The 21,063-nt window shown below is 73.0% G+C and carries 18 protein-coding genes; 8 read left to right on the top strand and 10 right to left on the bottom strand.

Going from position 1 to position 21,063, the window contains the following annotated elements:
• The first annotated feature begins 97 nt into the window (after positions 1–97).
• Positions 98–859 (top strand): lysoplasmalogenase, encoded by a 762-nt coding sequence (locus ACGF07_RS30240; protein ID WP_392903848.1) that lies wholly within the window; start codon positions 98–100, stop codon positions 857–859.
• 78 nt (positions 860–937) lie between these two features.
• Here ACGF07_RS30240 and ACGF07_RS30235 read toward each other — a convergent pair whose 3' ends face one another.
• The 7 genes from ACGF07_RS30235 to ACGF07_RS30205 form a co-directional block, all read right to left on the bottom strand.
• Entirely contained in the window at positions 938–1,525 is a 588-nt protein-coding gene (locus ACGF07_RS30235) for a hypothetical protein (RefSeq protein WP_392903845.1), read from the bottom strand.
• A gap of 177 nt (positions 1,526–1,702) precedes the next feature.
• Entirely contained in the window at positions 1,703–2,506 is an 804-nt protein-coding gene (locus ACGF07_RS30230) for an exodeoxyribonuclease III (RefSeq protein WP_350740090.1), read from the bottom strand.
• Positions 2,507–2,613: 107 nt separating this feature from the next.
• Positions 2,614–4,401: a gamma-glutamyltransferase gene (ggt, locus tag ACGF07_RS30225; protein WP_392903843.1), complete on the bottom strand. Its 1,788-nt coding sequence runs from the start codon at positions 4,399–4,401 to the stop codon at positions 2,614–2,616.
• A 229-nt stretch (positions 4,402–4,630) separates the two neighbouring features.
• Positions 4,631–5,737, bottom strand: coding sequence for an ROK family glucokinase (locus tag ACGF07_RS30220; protein WP_392903840.1), 1,107 nt, complete (start codon positions 5,735–5,737; stop codon positions 4,631–4,633).
• Positions 5,734–6,696 carry an ATP-binding cassette domain-containing protein gene (locus ACGF07_RS30215; RefSeq protein ID WP_392903838.1) on the bottom strand — a complete coding sequence of 321 codons (963 nt, stop codon included), beginning with the start codon at positions 6,694–6,696 and terminating at the stop codon, positions 5,734–5,736. The genes ACGF07_RS30220 and ACGF07_RS30215 overlap by 4 nt, the downstream gene beginning before the upstream one ends.
• Positions 6,697–6,719: 23 nt before the next feature.
• Positions 6,720–7,766 carry an ABC transporter permease gene (locus tag ACGF07_RS30210; RefSeq protein WP_350749730.1) on the bottom strand — a complete coding sequence of 349 codons (1,047 nt, stop codon included), beginning with the start codon at positions 7,764–7,766 and terminating at the stop codon, positions 6,720–6,722.
• Positions 7,763–8,782 (bottom strand): sugar ABC transporter substrate-binding protein, encoded by a 1,020-nt coding sequence (locus ACGF07_RS30205; protein ID WP_392903836.1) that lies wholly within the window; start codon positions 8,780–8,782, stop codon positions 7,763–7,765. The genes ACGF07_RS30210 and ACGF07_RS30205 overlap by 4 nt, the downstream gene beginning before the upstream one ends.
• A 310-nt stretch (positions 8,783–9,092) precedes the next feature.
• Between ACGF07_RS30205 and ACGF07_RS30200 the strand changes: the two genes are divergently transcribed.
• A complete protein-coding gene (locus tag ACGF07_RS30200; protein ID WP_392903833.1) occupies positions 9,093–10,223 on the top strand; it encodes an alpha/beta hydrolase in 1,131 nt (376 codons plus the stop codon).
• A gap of 92 nt (positions 10,224–10,315) precedes the next feature.
• Here ACGF07_RS30200 and ACGF07_RS30195 read toward each other — a convergent pair whose 3' ends face one another.
• Complete coding sequence (locus ACGF07_RS30195) at positions 10,316–11,908, bottom strand: PucR family transcriptional regulator (protein ID WP_350747258.1); 1,593 nt, start codon at positions 11,906–11,908, stop codon at positions 10,316–10,318.
• Positions 11,909–12,356: 448 nt separating this feature from the next.
• Between ACGF07_RS30195 and ACGF07_RS30190 the strand changes: the two genes are divergently transcribed.
• The 6 genes from ACGF07_RS30190 (at position 12,357) to ACGF07_RS30165 (ending at position 19,558) form a co-directional block, all read left to right on the top strand.
• Complete coding sequence (locus ACGF07_RS30190) at positions 12,357–13,244, top strand: FAD binding domain-containing protein (protein ID WP_350747256.1); 888 nt, start codon at positions 12,357–12,359, stop codon at positions 13,242–13,244.
• Positions 13,241–13,729: a (2Fe-2S)-binding protein gene (locus ACGF07_RS30185; protein WP_350747253.1), complete on the top strand. Its 489-nt coding sequence runs from the start codon at positions 13,241–13,243 to the stop codon at positions 13,727–13,729. The genes ACGF07_RS30190 and ACGF07_RS30185 overlap by 4 nt, the downstream gene beginning before the upstream one ends.
• Positions 13,726–16,095 (top strand): xanthine dehydrogenase subunit D, encoded by a 2,370-nt coding sequence (gene pucD, locus ACGF07_RS30180; protein WP_350747250.1) that lies wholly within the window; start codon positions 13,726–13,728, stop codon positions 16,093–16,095. Before ACGF07_RS30185 ends, pucD begins: the two co-directional genes overlap by 4 nt.
• A gap of 298 nt (positions 16,096–16,393) precedes the next feature.
• Positions 16,394–17,878 carry an NCS2 family permease gene (locus ACGF07_RS30175; RefSeq protein ID WP_350747208.1) on the top strand — a complete coding sequence of 495 codons (1,485 nt, stop codon included), beginning with the start codon at positions 16,394–16,396 and terminating at the stop codon, positions 17,876–17,878.
• A 121-nt stretch (positions 17,879–17,999) separates the two neighbouring features.
• Entirely contained in the window at positions 18,000–19,184 is a 1,185-nt protein-coding gene (locus tag ACGF07_RS30170; protein WP_392903829.1) for an XdhC family protein, read from the top strand.
• An 80-nt stretch (positions 19,185–19,264) separates the two neighbouring features.
• A complete protein-coding gene (locus ACGF07_RS30165; protein ID WP_350747203.1) occupies positions 19,265–19,558 on the top strand; it encodes a hypothetical protein in 294 nt (97 codons plus the stop codon).
• Between the two features lie 6 nt (positions 19,559–19,564).
• On the opposite strand, the gene ACGF07_RS30160 is transcribed toward ACGF07_RS30165, so the two are convergent.
• Both ACGF07_RS30160 and ACGF07_RS30155 read right to left on the bottom strand, forming a co-directional pair.
• Complete coding sequence (locus ACGF07_RS30160) at positions 19,565–20,185, bottom strand: LysE family translocator (protein ID WP_392903826.1); 621 nt, start codon at positions 20,183–20,185, stop codon at positions 19,565–19,567.
• A 177-nt stretch (positions 20,186–20,362) separates the two neighbouring features.
• Entirely contained in the window at positions 20,363–21,055 is a 693-nt protein-coding gene (locus ACGF07_RS30155; RefSeq protein ID WP_392903824.1) for a hypothetical protein, read from the bottom strand.
• Positions 21,056–21,063 lie beyond the last annotated feature (8 nt).

Here is a 21,063-nt window from a genome sequence, read left to right as displayed (position 1 = left end):
GAGAGCCGGACGGCCACTCCGGAGGAGCCACTGAAGGCAAGACCCCATTAGCCACATCCGGCCCTCCCGGGCCACCCAACACCTTATGGAGGCCCCCATGAGTATCCGCACGACGACCCGCGCCGCCGGCCTCGGCGGGCGCCTGCGTTCGGCGACCGGTCTGCTCGGAGGCTTCGCGGCCGCCTCGGCGGTGCACCTGGGTTCGATCCTGTCGGGGGCGTCGGTGGTGCGCAACGCCACCAAACCGGCCCTGATGCCGCTGCTGGCCGCGCACAGCGTGACGGCGGCCTCGGCGGCGGGGCGGCAGGCGCCGAAGCTGCTGGCGCCGGCCCTGCTGGCGAGCGCGGGCGGGGACGTCCTGCTGCAGCTGGGGAACGACCCCGCGTTCCTGGCCGGCATGGGCTCCTTCGCGGCCGCGCACGTCTGCTACGTGACGATGTTCGTCCAGCGCGGGGCGCTCACCGACCGCCGTCGGACCCTGCTGGTCGCGGCCGCCTACGCGGCGGCCTGGGCGAGCATGATCGGCTGCCTCTGGCCGGATCTCGGGGACCTGAAGGTGCCGGTCGCCGGCTACAGCCTGCTGCTCACCTCGACGGCCGTCAGCTCGGCCGGACTGGGCTGGCGGACCGGGCTGGGCGGGGCGCTGTTCCTGCTCTCGGACACCCTGATCGCCACCCGGTTGGCGAAGTGGCGCGAGCTGCCGGGGCATCAGTTCTGGATCATGGCGACCTACGTGCTGGCCCAGTACCTGCTGGCCAGCGGCGTCCTCGCGCACGAGGAGCGGCAGGAGGGGCAGGAACGGCCGGCGGCGCCGCAGTGGCCGGGTCAGCGGGCGCGGACCGATCCGGCGGCCGTCTGACACCCCGTCGCGCCGCCGCGCCGCCGGTCCCGTCAGGGTCCGGCGGCGCGACGCGGGATCGCGCGGGGGCGAGGGCCGTCAGGCAGCCCGCCTCCGGAGCAGCCAGAAGCCGCCGACAGCACCGGCGACCAGGGCCAGGCCGCCGGCCAGCTCCGCCGGGTCTCCCGCGACCGAGCCGCCGAGTCCGGTCTGCACCGCGCCGTGCGGGGCGACCTGCTGGCTCCCGGCGCCGGACTGGCCGAGCGAGCCGGCCCACTCCCCCGCCGCCTTGCCCCAGTCACCGAGGCCTTTGTCCGGGCCGGTGGCCGCCACGGTGGTGACCGTGACGGTGGTCGAGAAGGCGCCGCCGTCCGGGCAGGTGCCGTCGACCTTGCTCTCCCCCTGGTGCTGGGAGGCCAGCCGGGCGGAGCCGCTGTGCTTGCCGTCGGCGCCGAGGGTGAGCGTCGCCGGGCCGCCCTCGAAGGCCGCGGAGTGGGCGGTGACGGTCTTGGCGTCGGGCTTGTCCGACTTCTCGCAGGAGACCGTGACGGTCACGGTCTGGCCCGGTGCGGCCTGGGACGGGCTGACCGAGGCCGCGCCGTCCCTGGCGGATGCGAGGGGGGCCGTCAGACCGGTCAGCACCGTCGCGCCGATCAGGGCGGCGGCGGCCGTACGCGTGGGGCGCATGCCGGAACCTCCGGGATTCTCGGGGCGCGGCCGGGACTTTCCAGTCCACGTGGTGGGTCGACCGCACCCGGTCATCACCGAAGGTAGGCAGGCGCTGCCCATACAGCCACCGCTCAGGACCGTTCGAGCGACGGCCCGCTGCCCGGCGCCTCGTGCCGCGGTGCTCGGCCCGGGTGCTCAGAGGTCGAGGTCGACCACGACCGGGGCGTGGTCCGAGGTGCCCTTGCCCTTGCGGGCCTCGCGGTCGACGTAGCTGTCGGTGACGGCGTCGAGGAAGGGCTTGTTGCCGTAGGCGAGGTCGATCCGCATGCCCCGGTTCTTCGGGAAGGCCAGCTGGCGGTAGTCCCAGTAGGTGTACGGGCGGTCGTACTTGAGCGGGCGCGGAACGACGTCGTGCAGGCCGATCCCGCCGAGCGCGTCCAGCGCGCCGCGCTCGGCGGGGGTGACGTGGGTGAGGCCCTCGAAGGCGGCGACGTCGTAGACGTCCTCGTCGGTGGGGGCGATGTTGAAGTCGCCCAGGACGGCGAAGGGGCGCGGGCCGGCCGCGTCCTCGGCGGCCGCCTTGCGCAGCGCCTCCAGCCACTCCAGCTTGTAGTGGTAGTGCGCGTGGCCGACCTCGCGGCCGTTCGGCACGTAGACCGACCAGACCCGCACCGGGCCGCAGGTGGCGGCGATGGCGCGCGGCTCGACGTCGGCCAGCAGGGCGCCGTCGGCGAGGAACCCGGGCTGGTCGGGCAGCCCGCGCACGACGTCCTCCAGGCCGAGCCGGGAGACGACGGCCACGCCGTTCCACCGGCCGGTGCCGTGCGCGGCCGTCTCGTAGCCGAGCTCGCGGACCTCGTCGTAGGGGAAGGCGTCGGCCGCGCACTTCAGCTCCTGGAGGCAGAGCACGTCGGGCTTGGCGCTCTCCAGCCACTCCAGGAGCTTGGGCAGCCGAGCGGTGACGGAGTTGATGTTCCAGGTGGCGATGCGGACGGTCACGGCGGGCGGCCTTCCCGGTGGTTCGGTCGGTACGGACGGGGGTGGGCCACCGGTGGAGGCCCACCCCGAACATACCGCCCGCCACTGACAGGCCGGCCCGCCCCGGGTCAGCCCGCGGGCCGGACCACCGCGGCCGCGCCGCCGCCGCGCCGCAGCGGTTCGGCGGCGGCGACCCAGCGGCCGTCCGGCAGCCGCTCCACACCGGTGGCGGCGCCGATCTCGCCGCCGTCGGCGAAGCGGTGCCCGAGGCCCTCCAGCGCGGCCCGCTCGGGCAGGGCGAGGAAGCCTGGCTCGGCCTGGGTGGTTGCGGCGTTGCGCTGGCTGGCGCGCGGCGCGGCGATGGCCTGCTCCAGGCTCAGCCCGCGGTCCAGGCGTCCGAGCAGCACCTGCAGCGTGGTGGTGATGATCGTCGCGCCGCCGGGGCTGCCGGTGGCCAGCAGCGGCTCACCGTCCCGCAGCACGATGGTGGGGGACATCGAGGAACGCGGCCGCTTGCCCGGCCCGGGCAGGTTGGGGTCGGGCACCCCGGCGGCGAGCGGGGCGAAGTCGAAGTCGGTCAGCTCGTTGTTGAGCAGGAAGCCCCGGCCCGGGACGGTCATGCCGCTGCCGCCGGTCTGCTCGATGGTGAGGGTGTACGAGACGATGTCGCCCCAGCGGTCGGCGACCGTCAGGTGGGTGGTGTTGGGGCCCTCGTACGGCTCGGTGAGGGTCTGGCCGGTGTCGGCGCAGTCGGCCGGGTGGCGGGGGTCGCCGGGGGCGAGCGGGCTGGTGAGGGCGTGGTCGGGGCTGATCAGGCAGGCCCGGGAGGCGGCGTAGCGCTCGGAGAGCAGCTGCTCGGTCGGGACGTCGCTGAAGGCCGGATCGCCGACCCAGCGGTTGCGGTCGGCGAAGGCGATCCGGGAGGCCTCCAGGAAGTGGTGGTAGTACTGCGTGGCGCTGTCGGACGAGAGGTCGCCGTCCTCCAGGATGTGCAGCGCCTCGCCGACGGTGGTGCCGCCGGAGCTGGACGGCGCCATCGAGTAGACGTCGTAGTCGCGGTAGGCGACGTGGGTGGGCGCCTGGCGGCGGACCTGGTAGGCGGCCAGGTCCGCGGTGTCGACCTTCCCGGGGCGGGCGGTGCGGCCCGAGGCCGGGTCGACCGGCGGGTGCTGCACGGTGTTGACGATGTCCTGGGCCAACGGGCCCTGGTAGAAGGCCTTCACGCCCTTGTCGCCGAGCAGGCGGTAGGTGGCGGCCAGGTCGGGGTTGCGCAGGACGGTGCCGACCTCGGGGGGCTTGCCGCCCGGCAGGTAGAGCGCGGCGGTGGCCGGGAAGTCCTTGAACCGGCCGTAGTTGTCGGCGGTCTGGCTGCGGAAGGTGCCGTCGACGACGAAGCCGTTCTCGGCGATCCGTTCGGCGGGCTCGAGGTTCTTGGCGAGCGAGCGGGTGCCCCACTGCCGCAGGGCCGAGTCCCAGGTCGCCGGGGTGCCGGGGACCCCGACGGACAGCCCGCTGGTGACGGCGTCGGCGAAGGCGAGCGGCTTGCCGTCCTCGAGGAACAGCCCGCTGTCGGCCGTTCGGCCGGCCACCTCTCGGCCGTCGATGGTGTGCACCCGGCCGGTCGAGTGGTCGTAGTAGACGAAGTACCCGCCGCCGCCGATCCCGGAGGAGTAGGGCTCCGTCACCCCGAGCGCCGCCGCGGCCGCCACCGCGGCGTCCACCGCGTTCCCGCCCTTGCGCAGCACCTCGATCCCGGCCGCGGTGGCGTCGGCGTCCACGGTGGCCACCGCCCCGCCCCACCCCACCGCCTCCGGCGCCTTCGGCGGCGGCGCCGCGGCTGCTGCCGAGCCGGTGGTGGCCCCCACCAGGGCGGTGGCGAGCAGCAGCGACGGCGCGAGACGGGTCAGAGCCCTCATCCGAGTCCTCCTGAGTCGACGTCAACTCATCAGTTCTTCCACAGCAGCGGTTATCCGACAACCACACCGCGCCGTTACCAACCGGTAGTTGACGTGACGACGGGACCGGGCGGGACGCCCATCGCCTTCCCGGGTGAACCGGGCAGGGAAAAGGCCGGCGGATCGCAGCGGACGGTCCTCGTCACCCGTTCGCTGCAATCCGCCGGCCGAATACCGCGGGGCCCCGCCCCTACACGGCGCTGCGCTCCACCCGCCTCCGCTTGATGGTGCGGAAGCGGCGGGCCACCTGGCGGGCCAGGTCGGCGGCGCCGACCAGGCCGGCCTCGTTGCCGAGGGCGGCGTGGACGATGGTGGACTCGGGGCGGAAGCCGCGCCCGGTCAGGGTGCGGCGGAAGGTGTCGCGGGCGGGGCCGAGGAGCAGGTCGCCGGCCTCGGAGACGCCGCCGCCGATGACGAAGCGGCCGGGGTCGAGGGCGGCGGCCAGGTTGGCGATGCCCACGCCCAGCCAGGTGCCGACCTCGTAGAGCAGCTCGGTCGCCGTCGGGTCGCCGTCCCGGGCCGCCTCGGTGACCAGCGGACCGGTGATGCCCTCCACCGTGCCGCCCGCCCGGGCGAGCAGCGGCTGCACCACCGGGGACTCCTCGGCGACCAGCTCGCGCGCGTCCCGGACCAGGGCGTTGCCCGAGGAGTACTGCTCCCAGCAGCCGCGGTTGCCGCACGGGCAGCGGTGGCCGCCGGGCACCACCTGCATGTGGCCGAACTCGCCCGCCAGGCCGTACTTGCCGCGGTCGACATAGCCGTCCCGGACGACCGCGCCGCCGATGCCGGTGCCCAGGGTGAGCATCACCATGTGGTCCTCGCCGCGCCCGGCGCCGAAGCGCCACTCGGCCCAGGCGGCCGCGTTGGCGTCGTTCTCGACGATCACCGGGAAGCGCAGCCGCTCGCTGAGCGCCTGCTGGAGCGGCTCGTTGCGCCAGTTGAGGTGCGGGGCGAAGAGCACCCGGGAGCGGTCGGCGTCGACCCAGCCGGCCGCGCCGATGCCCACCGCGTGGACGTCGTGCCGGTCGGCCAGCTGGAGCACCAGCTCGACGATGACGTCCTCGACGACCTTGGCGCTCTTGTTCTTGTCGGGGGTGTCGGTGCGCAGCTTCTCCAGCACCTTGCCCTCGCCGTCGACGACACCCGCGACGACCTTGGTGCCGCCGATGTCGACGCCGATGGTGGGCAGCCGCAGTATCCCCGCGGGCAGGGCGCGGCGTCGGCGCTCGGCCCGCGGGCCGAGTCCGAGGAGGGTGGGCAGGACGGCCGGCCGGGTGCTGCCTTGGGGGCTGGTCACGGCTGCGGACGCTCCTCACGGGGATCGGGGTCGGGACGGGTGCCGGGGCCGGCACCCGGGCCGGCCTCGGCGTCGGTGCGGGCGCCGGTGTCGGTACGGCCACCGACGCCGGCCTCGGCGTCGGTGCGGGCTGCGGCGTCGGCGTCGCCCGCCGCCGGTCGGGCCAGTTCGTGCGAGAGCTCGGCGAGGTCGGAGCCGCCCGCCATCTCGGTGGTGAGCTGCTCCAGGCCGATCTCCTCGCGCGGGTGGCTGCCCGCCATCCGCCCCCGCTTGAGCAGGGTGAAGTGGTCCCCGACCAGGTAGGCGTGGTGCGGGTTGTGGGTGATCAGGATGACCCCGAGCCCGGCGTCGCGGGCCGCGGTGACGTACTTGAGCACCACCCCGGACTGCTTGACGCCGAGCGCCGCGGTCGGCTCGTCCAGGATGAGCACCCTGGCGCCGAAGTGCACGGCGCGGGCGATCGCCACGCACTGGCGCTGGCCGCCGGAGAGGGTGCCGATCGGCCGGTCGACGTCGTGCAGGTCGATGCCCATCTCGGCGAGCGCCCGGCGGGTGGTGGCCCGCATGCCGTCGGCGTCCAGGCGCAGCCCGCCCCAGCGGCGCATGCCCTGCTCGGAGCCGAGGAAGAAGTTGCGCCAGACGGGCATCAGCGGGACGACGGCGAGGTCCTGGTAGACGGTGGCGATCCCGCGGTCCAGGGCCTGCCGCGGGGACTGGAGGCGGACTTCCTCGCCCCCGATGGTGTAGCTGCCCTCGTCGTGCTGGTGCAGCCCGGAGATGATCTTGATCAGGGTGGACTTGCCGGCCCCGTTGTCGCCCAGCACGCAGCTGATCTCGCCGGCCCGCAGGGTCAGCGAGACGTCCTGCAGCGCGCGGACCGTCCCGTACGTCTTGCCGACGCCTTCGAGCGCCAGGAGCGCCCCGTCCGCCGGTTCCGTGCCCGTCGTTCCCGTGTTCACCGCTCCCGTGTCCGGTCCCGTGTTCACCGCGGCCCCCGTTCCGCCCGGCGCTTGACGTAGGCGTTGAGCAGCGCGGCCAGCAGCAGCATCGCGCCCAGGAAGAACTTGAACCAGTCGGGGTTCCACTGGGCGTAGATGATGCCCTTGCTGGCCATGCCGAAGATCAGCGCGCCGAGCGCGGAGCCGACCACCGAGCCGTAGCCGCCGGTGATCAGGCAGCCGCCGATGACGGCCGCGACGATGTAGATCAGCTCGTTGCCGACGCCCTCGCCGGACTGCACGGTGTCGAAGGAGAACAGCAGGTGCTGCCCGAGCACCCAGGCGCCGAAGCCGACGCCGAGGTAGAGCGCGGTCTTGGTCCGCGCCACCGGGACGCCGACCGCCCGGGCGGCCGCCGCGTCGCCGCCGACGGCGAAGATCCAGTTGCCGAAGCGGGTGCGCAGCAGCACCCAGCTGCCGACCACCAGCAGGCCGAGCCACCACCAGACGGTGGCCTTGACCGTCAGTCCGCCGATGTTCACCTCCGAGGCGAACAGCCAGCGGCAGGACGCGTAGCCCTGCATGTCGGCGATCGACTTGGTGGAGACCGTTCCGGAGATCGCCTTGGTGACGCCCAGGTTGGCACCGGTCAGCATCAGGAAGGTGCCCAGGGTGACGATGAAGCTGGGCAGCTTGGTGCGGCCGAGCATCCAGCCGTTGAACCAGCCGATCGCCAGCGCGGTCGCCAGCGAGACCAGCACGCCGACCCACGTGACGGCGGTGAACTGGTACGAGACCATCGAGGAGGTCAGCGCCGCGGTGGTGACCAGCACGCCGGCCGACAGGTCGAACTCGCCGCCGATCATCAGCAGCGAGACCGGCACCGCCATGATCCCGATGGTGGACGCCGCGTAGAGCACGGTGCCCAGCGAGGAGACCCGCAGGAAGGGCTCGGCGACGGCGGCGAAGACCGCGAAGACCGCGACGGCGGCGATCAGCGAGCCGAGCTCCGGGCGGGCGAGCAGCCGCCGCAGCGGCGCCGGGCGGTCCTGGAGCAGGCCGTCCCCGGCGAGGAGGTCGGGGGTGCTCACCTGGTCCCCCTCGCGACGTACTCGGCGAGCGCGTCGGCGTCGTCCTTGGTCAGGACCTGCGGGCCGGTCGCGACCGGCTTGCCGCCGCCGAGCATGTCCAGGTTGGACTTGTACAGCCAGAGCAGGTCGACGCCCTCGTAGCCCTGGAGGTAGGGCTGCTGGTCGACGGCGAAGCCGACGCTGCCGGACTTGAGGCCGGCCACCACCTGCTGGCCGAGGTCGAAGGTGTCCACCTCGACGTTGCGGTGGACGTCCTGGACGGCCTGGAGCCCGGTGGCGGCCATCGGACCGGAGAGGGTGAGCACGGTGTCGATGCCCGGGTCGGACTGCAGCTTGGCGGAGATCGCGGCCCGGGCGTCGGGCATGTCGACGCCGTTGACGTAGAGCACCTGGAACGCGGCGCCGGACTTGGACTGCGCGCCGGAGCAGCGCTGCTCCTGGCCGACGTTGCCCTGCTCGTGGATCACGCAGAGGACGTTCTTGCGGCCCCGGGAGGCCAGCTCCGCGCCGGCGGCCTGCCCGGCCGTGGCCTCGTCCTGGCCGATGTGGGTGAGCGCTCCGAACCTGGCGGAGAACTCCTGGCCGGAGTTGACGGTGATGACCGGGATGCCGGCCGCCTCGGCCTTGCGGAGGACGTCGGCCATGGCGTCGCCCTTGGCGAGGGTGACCAGCAGGCCGTCCACCTTCTGGTCGATGGCCGCCTGGACGAGCTGGACCTGGTTCTGGGTCTGCGCGTCGTTGGAGTACAGGAAGGTGATGTTGTCCTTGGCGGCGGCCTGCTCGGCGCCCTTGCGCACGCTGTCCCAGAAGGCGTCGCCGGCGCCCGCGTGGGTCACCATGGCGACCTTCCAGCGCGGGGTGGTGACGGCGCTGCCACCGGCGGCCGCGGCCTTGGCGCGGGCCTCCTCGGCGCGTCTGCCTCCGGTACTGCTGCAACCGGCCGCGGTGACCGCGAGGGCCAGGACGGCGCACACGGGCCAGAAGCGGCGGGACGGGCGAAAGCGGGTTGTGCTCATCCCCATAGTCTCTCTGGCCCGGCCGCGCGGTCTCGCACCGCCTCGCCCAGCGGCGCGGGCGGCGCGGGTTGTAAGGTGCCCGGGGGGACCTTCCTGGTAGTTCGCTGAACATCTGGTCCGGACCACAGCCGTCCGAGTGGCAGACTAAGCGCCGATCCGAAGCTGGAGCATCACCGCAACGTGATGTTCCTCTCAGGTTCCGCACAGATTCGGACGGCAACCGATCACCGGTTCCCAGCCGTCTGATGACATTGACGTGCGTCCGGGCGAGTGGGGCCCGGGCGGCGAGCGATCCGGATACGAGAACTTGATGGAACTGACAGGTACGCCATTCTTCATCCTCACCGTCATCCTGGTGCCGGTGTCCATCGCAGTGGCGTTGCTGTTCTGGGGGAAGGTGCGCGGCCCCCAGCCGGTGCGGGTGCTCCTCCGACTCGTCATGATCATGTTCTGCCAGGTCACGGCCGTCCTGATGGTCTTCGTCATGGTGAACAACGCCAACCTGATCTACGGCAACTGGGACGACCTGCTCGGCACCGGAAACCACGTCCGCGCGGTGCCCTCGGTGCCGCCGGCGGACGCGGGCGGCCGGAACGGCCAGCCCGGGGACGGCGGGAAGCAGCCGCCGAAGGTGCTGCAGAAGTTCGGCGGCGTGAACGACCCGGCGGTGCCCGGTGACGTCCAGAAGACCGAGCTGAAGGGCCAGGTCTCCGGCGTCGACGGCGAGGTGCTGGTCTGGCTGCCGCCGCAGTACAACGACCCGGCGTTCAAGGACAAGAAGTTCCCGGTCGTCGAGCTGATCCCGGGCTACCCCGGCTCCTCCTCCACCTGGTACGGCACCCTCAAGGTGTCCGAGCAGCTCAAGCCGCTGATGCAGCAGGGCAAGGTCGCCCCGTTCATCCTGGTCTCGCCCCGCACCGTGCTGCTGGGCAACCACCAGGACGCCGGCTGCACCGACATCCCCGGCAAGGTCAACGCCGACGCCTGGGTCACCCGTGACGTCCCGCAGATGGTGATGGACAACTTCCGCGCGGACCCGTCCTCGGACCGCTGGGCGATCGCCGGGTACTCGGCCGGCGCCCACTGCGCCGCCAAGCTGGCACTGGCCCACCCCAACCGCTACCGGGCCGGCATCGCGATGTCCGGCTACAACGACCCGGCGACCGAGGGGGACTCGCTGGTCGGCAAGGACCCGAAGCTGCGCGAGGCCAACAACCCGGTCAACATCCTCAAGACCGCCCAGCAGCCGCCGAAGGTCGCCCTGCTGGTCAGCGGCGCCAAGGGCGACGGCTACGAGGACGGCCAGGCGATCGCCGCCGCGGCCAAGGACCCGACCAAGGTGCAGGTCGAGGAGAGCACCGGGCCGCACACCACCGAGATGTGGAAGAAGATGGTCCCGAGCGCCTTCGAGTGGCTGACCACGATCATCCCGGTGCAGTGACCTGAGGCACGACCAGGGGCCCGCCGCGAGCGATCGCGGCGGGCCCCCGTCGTTCTCCCCCGGGTCCTCCCGGACCCCCGGGCGACCGGGCGTCAGGCCAGTTCCAGCGCCAGGTAGAAGTCCACCCGGTCCTCCAGCCGCGAGAGGTCACGCCCGGTCAGCTCCTCGATCCGGCCGATCCGGTAGCGCAGGGTGTTGACGTGGACGTGCAGCTGTCCGGCGCAGCGGGTCCAGGAGCCGTCCGACCGCAGGAAGGCCTCCAGGGTGCGGACCAGGTCCGCCTGGTGCTCGAGGTCGTAGGCGATCACCCGGTCGAGCAGCCGGCTGCGGAAGGCGCGGCGGACCTCGTCGGGGACGGCGGCCAGCAGCAGCACGTGCGAGGCCAGCTCCTCGGGGCCGGCCACGCAGACCCGCCCGACCCGGGCGGCGGCGATCCGGCGGGCGTGCCGGGCCTCCTCCAGGGCGCCGCGCAGGCCGCCGGCCTCGGTGGCGGGGGCGGACACGCCGAGGGTGATCCGGCCCTCCGAGCCGAGTCCGGCCTCCAGCGGGGCGAGCAGGTCGCGCAGCGTGTCGGCGGGCACCGGGGTGTCCAGGGCGGGCAGCACGACCACGGCGCCGTTGCCCGAGCCCGCGACCAGCGCGCGGTCGCTGGTGCCGCCGAGCGCCTCCTCCAGGACCGTCCGCACCATGCCGTCGGGCAGGCCGGTGCCCTCGGCGCTGAGCACCAGCCAGGGCACGTCCTGGGCCTGCGGCTTGGGCTCCGGGGTCTCGTAGCGGGCGGCCATCGCCGAGGAGGCGTACAGGGCGCGGCTGATCTCGCCGGGGTCGGCGTCCCGGCGCAGCAGGGCGAGCAGCTCGTCGGCCAGTCGGCGGCGCAGCCGGCGGCCCTCGTCCCGGCGGTGGCGCTCGGCGGCGACCAGCCGGGCGAGGTTCTCGGCGAGCTGCTGGCGCTTGGTGGTCCATTCGGTGATGTCGCCGGCCACCGCGAGCACCCAGTCGGCGAGCGGTGCCTCCTGCTCGGCGTCGGCGGCGGCGGGCAGCAGCGAGTAGGCGCCGCCGGCCAGCCGGGCCCGGTGCGGGGGGCGGCGGCGCTGGCGCTGGGCGGCGAGGTGGGCCCGGACCAGCTGGTCGCGGTCCTCGGCGGTGAGCCGGTCGGCCGGGCCGGCGATCACCGCGCCGGTCGGGGTGAGCACCCAGCAGTCCAGGTCGAGGTCGCCGCCGAGCAGGTCGAGGACGGCGTCCAGTCCGCCGCCGCCGGCGGCCGAGACCAGCAGCCGGTGCCGGTCGACGAGGGCGGCGAGGTCGGCGGCGCGGTCGGCGGAGACCTGACGGCCGATGAACTCGGTGACGGTTCCGAAGGCGATGTCGTCGGGGACGGCCAGCAGCGGCATCCGGTGCCGGCGACAGGCCTCGACCAGGTCCTCGGGCACCGGGCCGACCTCGGCCTCGCCGGCGGCCAGGGCGACCGCGCCGCCGGCCGCGATGGTCCGGACGAAACGCTCCGAGTCGGCCGGGGCGGTGCGCCAGAGCATCCCGGTGAGCACCAGTTCGCCGCCGTGCAGGTAGCGGCCGGGGTCGTGCAGGTCCGTGGTCATCACACCGCTGACCTGCCGGTCCAGCTCCTCCTCGGCCGCGAGCAGGCGCAGTCGGGGGGCGCCGGGGGCGAGCAGGTCACGGACACGCATCCGCGGACTCCTTACGGGGGCTGGAACAGGGGCTGGGCCAGGGGGCCTGGACCAGGGGCTGGAACGGGACCGGAACCGGGCTGGAACGGGGCTGGAGGGGTGGGGGCCGAACGGGTGTCCGGGGACCGGACCTGCGCGAACGGGTGGTCCGGCGTCCGGTCCGGGGTGACAGTGTGCCCGAACACCAGTGCTCGGTGTTACCCACCAGCGGGCCCGGGGGTCACGGGTCCGTAGCCCGCCCGTCACGGCCGGATTACGGTCGTAGGTAGCACCCGGCGGAACACCTGGGCTGCGGGATTGTCGTCCTTAGAGGAACGTACAGGATGCCGGGCGGGACCACAGCCGGGGCTTCATGCCATCGGTGACTGCCAGTGGGCCGCGTCACAGGAGTTCACTGGGCGAAACGCCGCCGGACACCCGGTCGGCGAAGACTTGAGGAGACACCCGCATGGAGTTCCTTCGGCCCGCCACCTGGGACGAGGCTCTCGCGGCGAAGGCTGAGTACCCGACCGCGCTGCCCATCGCGGGCGGCACGGACGTCATGGTCGAGCTGAACTTCGACGTGCACCGGCCATCCGCGATTCTCGACCTGAACCGCGTCACCGAGCTCACCGAATGGACGAACGACGGCGACGTCGTCCGGCTCGGCGCCTCGGTGCCGTACGCCCGGATCATCGCGGAGCTGTCCGGGCCGCTGCCCGGGCTCGCACTGGCGGCCCACACCGTCGGCTCGCCGCAGATCCGCAACCGCGGCGGCGTCGGCGGCAACCTGGGCGCGGCCTCCCCGGCCGGCGACTCCCACCCGGCGCTGCTGGCGGCCGGGCGGGACGTGTACGTCGAGGCGGCCTCCGTGCGCGGCACCCGGATGATCCCGATCGACGACTTCTACGTCGGGGTCAAGCGCAACTGCCTGGAGGCGGACGAGCTGATCCGGGCCGTGCACATCCCCGTCGCGGACGGTCCGCAGCAGTTCTCGAAGATCGGCACCCGCAACGCGATGGTGATCGCGGTCTGCGCGTTCGGCTTCGCCCTGCACCCGAAGGACGGAACCGTCGGCACCGGTATCGGTTCGGCTGCCCCCACGCCGCGCCGCGCCGTCGAGGCCGAGGAGTACCTGCAGGGCGTGCTCGCCGAGCGCGGGCTCTGGGAGTCCGGCGGGCTGCTGGGCACCGAGGTGATCCAGCGCTTCGGCGAGCTGGTGAAGGCCGCCGCCTCCCCCATCGACGACGTCCGGGGCACCGCCGACTACCGGCGGCACGCACTCGCCGTGATGGCCCGCCGCACCCTCACGTGGTGCTGGAACGACTACAGCAAGCAGATCAGGAGCGCGGCATGAGGGTCACGTTCACGGCCAACGGCAAGCCGGTCGAGGCGGACGACGTCTGGGAGGGCGAGAGCCTCCTCTACGTGCTGCGCGAGCGGGTGGGCCTGCCGGGCTCGAAGAACGCCTGCGAGCAGGGCGAGTGCGGCTCGTGCACGGTCTACCTGGACGGCGTGCCGGTCTGCTCCTGCCTGGTCGCGGCCGGCCAGGTGCAGGACCGCGAGGTCCGCACGGTCGAGGGCCTGGCCGAGGAGAACGGCGAACTGGGCCTCGTCCAGCAGGCGTTCGTCGACGCCGGGGCCGTCCAGTGCGGCTTCTGCACCCCGGGCCTGCTGGTGCAGACCGACGCGCTGCTGGACCGCGACCCGCAGCCGAGCGACAACGACATCCGCGAGGCGCTGTCGGGCAACCTGTGCCGTTGCACCGGCTACGAGAAGATCATGGACGCGGTGCGGCTCGCCTCCGCCCGCAAGTGCGCCGGCGAGGGGGCAGCGGAATGACCACGACCCGCACCATCCAGGGCCAGAAGAACCTGCAGAAGATCAACCAGGCCGCCAAGGACGGCATCGGCGGCTCGCCGCTGCGTCCGGACGGCAACCTGAAGGTCAAGGGCGAGTTCGCGTACTCCTCCGACCTGTGGCACGAGGACATGCTCTGGGGTATGGCGCTGCGCTCGCCGCACCCCCGGGCCAACATCCTCTCGGTGGACATCTCCGAGGCGCTCAAGGTGCCAGGCGTCTACGCGGTGCTGACCCACGAGGACATCCCCGGCTCCAAGTACTACGGCCTGGAGATCCAGGACCAGCCCGCACTGGCGATCGACAAGATCCGCTACCACGGCGAGGCGATCGCGCTGGTCGCGGCCGACCACCCGGAGACGGCTCGCCGCGCGGTGAAGAAGATCAAGGTCGAGTACGAGGTGCTCACCCCGATCGTCACCGAGGAGCAGTGCCTGGACCCGGAGACCCACGGGTACGTGCACGAGCCGCACGAGTACAAGTCCCACGCGTACGGCAACATCTGCCACGAGCAGAAGCTGGTCTCCGGCCTCGGCGTGACCGACGAGGTGCGGGCGATGGCGGACGTCATCGTCAGCGGCGACTACGAGGTCGGCATGCAGGACCAGGCCTTCCTCGGCCCCGAGTCCGGCCTCGCGGTGCCCGCCGAGGACGGCGGCATCGACCTCTACATCGCCACCCAGTGGCTGCACGTGGACCGCGAGCAGATGGCCCCGGTGCTGGACCTGCCCGAGGAGAAGGTCCGGCTCACCCTCGCCGGCGTCGGCGGCGCGTTCGGCGGCCGCGAGGACATCTCGATGCAGATCCACGCCTGCCTGCTGGCCCTGCACACCAACAAGCCGGTCAAGATCGTCTACTCCCGGGACGAGTCCTTCTACGGCCACGTCCACCGCCACCCGGCCCGGATGCACTACGAGCACGGCGCGACCCGCGACGGCAAGCTGGTCTTCGCCGACTGCCGGATCGTGCTGGACGGCGGCGCGTACGCCTCCGCCTCCCCCGCGGTGGTCGGCAACGCGGCCTCGCTCGGGCACGGCCCGTACGTCATCCCGAACGTGAAGATGCACGCCATCGCGCTGTACAGCAACAACCCGTCCTGCGGGGCGATGCGCGGCTTCGGCGCGGTGCAGGCGGCGTTCGGCTACGAGTCGCAGATGGACAAGCTGGCCGCCGAACTGGGCATGGACCCGGTGGAGTTCCGCCAGCTCAACGCGATGTCGGAGGGCGACTTCATGCCCACCGGCCAGCAGATCGACTCCCCCGCGCCCGTCGCCGAACTGCTGCAGCGCGCCAAGGACATGCCGCTGCCGCCGCCGCTGGACACCGAGCACCTGGACGTCCGGGCGCTGCCCGGCGCGCTGTCCAACACCTCGCACGGCGAGGGCATCGTGCGCGGCGTCGGCTACTCGGTCGGCATCAAGAACGTCGGCTTCTCGGAGGGCTTCGACGACTACTCCACCGCCCGGGTGCGGCTGGAGGTGATCGGCGGCGAGCCGGTCGCCATGGTGCACACCGCGATGGCCGAGGTCGGACAGGGCGGCGTCACCGTGCACGCCCAGATCGCCCGCACCGAGCTGGGCGTCGAGCAGGTGACCATCCACCCGGCCAACACCGAGGTCGGGTCGGCCGGTTCGACCTCGGCCTCGCGTCAGACGTACATGACCGGCGGCGCCGTGAAGCTGGCCGCCGAAGCCGTCCGCCGGGAGCTGATCGAGAAGGGCCGGCGCCGCTACGGCTGGACCCACAACGACCTCTCGCTGGTCGGCGGCAAGGTCGTCTCGGCCAGTGCCGGGCCGCTGGTCTCCATGGTGGACCTGCTCGGCGACGAGGCCGTCGAGCAGACCCGCGAGCACCACCACCGGCCCACCCAGGCCTTCGACAAGGAGACCGGCCAGGGCTTCGGCCACGTCCAGTACACCTTCTGCGCCAACCGCGCGGTGGTGGACGTGGACGTGGAGCTGGGTCTGGTCAAGGTGGTCGAGCTGACCGCCGTCCAGGACGTCGGCAAGGCGCTCAACCCGCTCTCCGTGGTCGGCCAGATCCAGGGCGGCTGCACCCAGGCGCTCGGGCTCGCGGTGATGGAGGAGATCATCGTCCGGGACGGCAAGGTGCGCAACGCCTCCTTCACCGACTACCTGATCCCCACCATCCTGGACACCCCGCCGATCCCGGTGGACGTCCTCGAACTTCCCGACCCCCACGCCCCGTACGGGCTGCGCGGGGTCGGCGAGGCGCCGACCGTGTCGGCGACGCCCTCCATCGTGGCGGCCATCCGCAACGCCACGGGCCTGGCGCTCAACCGGATCCCCGTCCGGCCCGAGCACCTGACCACCGAACAGCCCGGCTGACCCCGGCAGTTCGGACTCCGGGAGCACGGCCTCCGGAAGCCTCCCGGACCTCCGGACGTACGGACCTCCCCGGGGCGGTGACGCGTCTTCCCCACCGCCCCGGGGGACTCCCCCCACCCGCTGCCCTGCCCACGCCGGGGTTCCGCAGTGGTGCGCACCACCCTCATCTGCACCGCTGGCACTCCCCAGGAGTGCCTCCCCCACAGTGAGTCGATGACCGTCCCCCTGTGCCACCTTCGTTGACTGGCAGACAGGTCGGCTCGCCCACCCCAACCCCCTTTGACACTTGGGAGTGGACATGCCCAGGATCCCCACGGAGCCCGGCACCACCGAAGCAGACAGACCCGCCGTGGACGAGACCCACCCCTCGTCCCCGGCACCACGCCCGAACGGCGCGCTGGACGCGTACTTCAAGGTCTCGGCCCGCGGCTCGACGATCGCCAACGAGCTGCGCGGCGGTCTGACCACGTTCATGGCGATGGCGTACATCATCCTGCTGAACCCGCTCATCCTCAGCGGTGCCGACGTCAACGGCGTCAAGCTCGACCACGCCGCGCTGACCACCGCCACCGCGCTCGCGGCCGCCGTCACCACCATCGTGATGGGCGTGGTCGGCAACGTGCCGCTCGCCCTGGCCGCCGGGCTCTCGGTCTCGGGCGCGGTCTCCGCGCTCGTCGTCCCCCACACCACCTGGCCGCAGGCCATGGGCCTGTGCGTGATCTACGGCCTGCTGATCGTCCTGCTGGTGGTCTCCGGGCTGCGCGAGAAGATCATGAACGGCATCCCGCTGCCGCTCAAGCACGCCATCACCATCGGGATCGGCCTGTTCGTCTCGATCATCGGCCTCTACAAGGCCGGGTTCGTCCACACCGGCGGGCCGACCGCCCTGTCGCTCGGCCCGGTCGGCGAGCTGACCGGCTGGCCCGTGGCGATCTTCTGCGTCACCCTGCTGGCCATCTTCGTGCTGATGGCGCGCGGCGTCCGGGGCGCGATCCTGATCGGCATCGCGGGCGGCACCGTGCTCGCGATGATCGTCAACCAGGTCGCCGACGTCCCGGCCTCCGCCTGGAAGAACTCCGTGCCGGTCTGGCCGGGCAGCCCGGTCTCCGCCCCCGACTTCAGCCTCTTCGGCCACGTCGACCTGTTCGGCGCCTTCGGCGGCCACGGCATGGGCGCGATCAGCGCCTCGGTCGCGGTCTTCACCCTGGTGCTGGCCGGCTTCTTCGACGCGATGGCCACCATCATCGGCGTCGGCACCGAGGCCGGCCTCGCGGACAAGCAGGGCCGGATGCCCGGACTGTCCAAGGCGCTGTTCATCGACGGCGCCGGCGGAGCCGTCGGCGGCCTGGCCGGCGCCTCCGGCCAGACCGTCTTCGTCGAGTCCGCGACCGGTGTCGGCGACGGCGCCCGGACCGGCCTCGCCTCCGCCGTCACCGGCGGACTGTTCGCCCTGATGCTGTTCTTCTCGCCGCTGGCCGGCATCGTCCCGGTCGAGGTCGCCTCCGCAGCCCTGGTGGTGATCGGCTCGATGATGATGAGCCAGGCCCGGCACATCGACTGGTCCGACCGCGAGGTCGCCATTCCGGCCTTCCTGACCTGCGTCCTGATGCCGTTCACCTACAGCATCACGGCGGGCGTCGCGGCCGGCGTCGTCTCGTACACGGTCATCAAGGCCGGCCAGGGCAAGTGGCGCGAGCCCGGGCTGCTGATGTGGATCCTCACCGGGGTCTTCGTCCTGTACTTCGCGCTCTCCCCGATCAAGTCCTGGCTCGGCGTGCACTAGCCCCGCGGCCCGGACCCGGCACCACGGCCGCCCCTCCCGCCACCCACCGCCGCCGTACGGGATCGTTTCCCGTACGGCGGCGTCTCCCGCTACTGTCGAAACCGTGTAAGGAGCATCCGACATGCAGGACATCGCCGAACAGCTGCGGGCCTGGCACGCGTCCGGGCGCTCCTTCGCCGTGGCCACCGTGGTCGGGGTCTCCGGCAGCGCCCCGCGCGACCCGGGGGCGGCCCTGGCCGTGGACACGGCCGGGGAGGCGGTCGGCAGCGTCTCCGGCGGCTGCGTCGAGGGCGCGGTGTACGAGCTGTGCCAGGCCGCGATCGAGAGCGGCGAACCGGTACTGGAGCGCTTCGGGTACAGCGACGAGGACGCCTTCGCGGTCGGGCTGACCTGCGGCGGGATCCTCGACGTCTTCGTCCAGCCGGTCGTACCGGGGTCCGACCCCGGGATGGACGCCGGCCTGGCGTGCATCGCCGACGGGACGCCCGTCGCCCTCGCCCGGGTGATCGACGGACCGGCCGGACTGCTCGGGGCCACCCTCGCGGTCACCGCCGACGGCGCCTCCGGGTCGCTCTCGGTGGGGCCGTCCACGGTCGGCGCGCTCGAACGGGCGCTCGTCGCCGAGGCCCGGGCCATGCTGGACGCCGGAAGGACCGGGCGGCTCGTGCTCGGCCTGGACGGCCGGCCCTGCGACGAGCACGAGCAGGGCACCGTCACCTGCTTCGTCGAGTCCTACGTGCCCGCGCCGCGGATGCTGGTGTTCGGCGCGATCGACTTCGCCGCCGCCGTGGTGCGGATCGGGAAGTTCCTCGGCTACCACGTCACGGTCTGCGACGCCCGACCCGTCTTCGCGACCACCCGCCGCTTCCCCGAGGCGGACGAGGTGGTGGTCGACTGGCCGCACCGCTACCTCGACTCCCAGCTGGGCCGGATCGACGGGCGCACCGTGCTGTGCGTGCTCACCCACGACGCCAAGTTCGACATCCCGCTGCTGGAGCGCGCCCTGCGGCTGCCGGTCGGCTACGTCGGCGCGATGGGCTCGCGCCGCACCCACCGCGACCGCGAGGTCAAGCTGCGCGAGGCGGGGCTGACCGACGCCGAGCTCGCCCGGCTGCGCTCCCCCATCGGCCTCGACCTCGGTGCCCGCACCCCCGAGGAGACGGCCGTCTCGGTCGCCGCCGAGATCATCGCCCACCGGCGCGGCGGCAGCTGCCTGCCGCTGAGCGCCGGGGACGGCCCGATCCACCACGACGTGGCCGCTGCCGCCCCCGAGACGACCGAGGCGCCCCGCACGCACGCCGCCTGAGGTCACGTTGCGTTCCCCCCGGCACGGCGGGAGGCTTGAGGTGCGGACTCACCCCGAGCCCGGGGAAGGAGCGGGGACCCATGCGCGCCCTGCTGGAGGTCGAACTCGACACCGCGACCTCGAACAAGCTCATCAGCGACGGCTCCATGCGCGAGGGGATCCAGCAGACGCTGGCCCAACTCAAGCCGGAGGCAGCCTACTTCTTCGGCCGCCACGGGCGCCGCGCGATGCTCCTGGTCGTCGACGTCGCGGACGAGGCCTCGATACCGTCCATCGCCGAACCGTTCTGGTTGCAGCTGAACGCCTCCGTCGAACTGCACCCGTGCATGAACGGCGACGAGCTCATGGAGGGGTTGAATCGGCTCGGCCACTGACCGGGCTCAGTCGGCGAGCGCCAGCTTCAGGCCGAAGGCCACCACCACCGCCCCGGTCACCCGGTCCAGCACGCGCCGGGCGGCCGGGCGGCGCAGCCAACTGCGCAGCACCTGGGCGAAGCCGACCAGGACGGTCGACCAGAGCAGGCCCTCCAGCACGTGGACGCACGTGAGGGCCACGCCGGCCGCGAAGTGCGGGACCCCGGCGGGGATGAACTGCGGCAGCACGGCCACGTAGAAGACCCCGACCTTGGGGTTCAGCAGGTTGGTCAGCGTGCCGCGCCGCCAGCCGTGGCCGAAACCGCCCTCGACGGGCGCCTCCTCCGCCTGCGCCGCCCCGCCCCGGCTGCGCAGCATCCCGACGCCCATCCACACCAGGTAGGCCGCGCCCGCCCAGCGCAGCACCTCGTACGCCACCTGCGAGGCGGTCAGCAGTGCCGTCACCCCGGCCGAGGTCAGCGTGCCCCAGATCAGCGTGCCGGTCTGGATCCCGAGCACGACTCCCCAGGCCTGCCGCCGCCCTCCCAGCGCGGAGGTGCGCAGGACCAGCGCGGTGTCCAGCCCGGGGGTGATCGTGAGCAGGCCGACGACGAGGGCGAAGGACCACAGGGCGGTTGTCATCTCCATGGGGCCCGATCGTAGGGGAGGCCGATCGGGCCGGGCCCCGCGGCCGTCGGGACGGCTCGGCGGCCGCCGGGACGGGCGGCACGACGCGGACTGGGGGACGACGGGGCCGGGCGGCACGACGCGGGCGGCGGACCGTCCGTGGTCCGCCGGCCCGCCGCCCGCCGTCGTCGCGGTCCGCTACTGCTCCTGGCAGCCGCGCTGCCAGTTCCAGCCGACGAAGGTGTGGCGCAGCTGCACGTCGAAGGTGCAGGAGTAGCTGAGGTCGGGGTTGAGGGTCAGGTAGCTGTGGTGGGTGTTGGCGTACCAGGCGCCGGTGACGTCGAAGATGCCCTTGTAGGAGAAGTCCGCGTGGGCCTGGGAGTTCACCACGGCGCAGTCGGTGGTGCAGTCGTCGCTGTTGGTGGCGGAGGCCACCGACCAGCCCGCGTTCCACGGCTCGCGGTTGAAGCCCTGGGTCGCGGTGGTGGCCGCGGTGGTGATCCTGCCGTCGGCGGTGTTCCAGTCGGAGGTGGTGTACAGGCCGGTCATCCGGATGTTGCAGCAGTCGTACATCTCGTTCGCGCTGGTGATCCGGCGGTGGCCGGCGGCGGTGGTGCCGGCCGCCAGGGCCTTGCCGGCGGCGCGGGCGGCCGGGGCCGCGGCCGGGACGTACGTCACCGGGCCCTCCTGGGGCTTGCAGTCCTCGCCGATCGTCACCGTCTGCTGGACGGACATGCCCGCGGGCGGGACCGGGAGCGAACCGGTGAGCGTCACGCCGTCGCAGGTCCGGGCGCTCGGGGCGTCGGCGGCGGGTGCCGCGACGGCCCCCGGGGCCATCGCCATGAGCAGACCGGCCGCACCGAGCGCTACCGTAACCAGACGCTTCTTCACAGTCCCTG

Source organism: Kitasatospora sp. NPDC048194 (assembly GCF_043202455.1).
Classification (GTDB): domain Bacteria; phylum Actinomycetota; class Actinomycetes; order Streptomycetales; family Streptomycetaceae; genus Kitasatospora.
This window is presented reverse-complemented; position numbering and strand designations above follow the sequence as displayed.

Bases quoted from the DNA above. Each gene is read 5' to 3' on its own strand.
- ACGF07_RS30240 (WP_392903848.1), top strand. From the start codon at position 98: ATGAGTATCCGCACGACGACCCGCGCCGCCGGCCTCGGCGGGCGCCTG.
- ACGF07_RS30235 (WP_392903845.1), bottom strand. From the start codon at position 1,525: ATGCGCCCCACGCGTACGGCCGCCGCCGCCCTGATCGGCGCGACGGTG.
- ggt (WP_392903843.1), bottom strand. From the start codon at position 4,401: ATGAGGGCTCTGACCCGTCTCGCGCCGTCGCTGCTGCTCGCCACCGCC.
- ACGF07_RS30205 (WP_392903836.1), bottom strand. From the start codon at position 8,782: ATGAGCACAACCCGCTTTCGCCCGTCCCGCCGCTTCTGGCCCGTGTGC.
- ACGF07_RS30200 (WP_392903833.1), top strand. From the start codon at position 9,093: ATGGAACTGACAGGTACGCCATTCTTCATCCTCACCGTCATCCTGGTG.
- ACGF07_RS30195 (WP_350747258.1), bottom strand. From the start codon at position 11,908: ATGCGTGTCCGTGACCTGCTCGCCCCCGGCGCCCCCCGACTGCGCCTG.
- ACGF07_RS30190 (WP_350747256.1), top strand. From the start codon at position 12,357: ATGGAGTTCCTTCGGCCCGCCACCTGGGACGAGGCTCTCGCGGCGAAG.
- ACGF07_RS30185 (WP_350747253.1), top strand. From the start codon at position 13,241: ATGAGGGTCACGTTCACGGCCAACGGCAAGCCGGTCGAGGCGGACGAC.
- pucD (WP_350747250.1), top strand. From the start codon at position 13,726: ATGACCACGACCCGCACCATCCAGGGCCAGAAGAACCTGCAGAAGATC.
- ACGF07_RS30175 (WP_350747208.1), top strand. From the start codon at position 16,394: ATGCCCAGGATCCCCACGGAGCCCGGCACCACCGAAGCAGACAGACCC.
- ACGF07_RS30170 (WP_392903829.1), top strand. From the start codon at position 18,000: ATGCAGGACATCGCCGAACAGCTGCGGGCCTGGCACGCGTCCGGGCGC.
- ACGF07_RS30165 (WP_350747203.1), top strand. From the start codon at position 19,265: ATGCGCGCCCTGCTGGAGGTCGAACTCGACACCGCGACCTCGAACAAG.
- ACGF07_RS30160 (WP_392903826.1), bottom strand. From the start codon at position 20,185: ATGGAGATGACAACCGCCCTGTGGTCCTTCGCCCTCGTCGTCGGCCTG.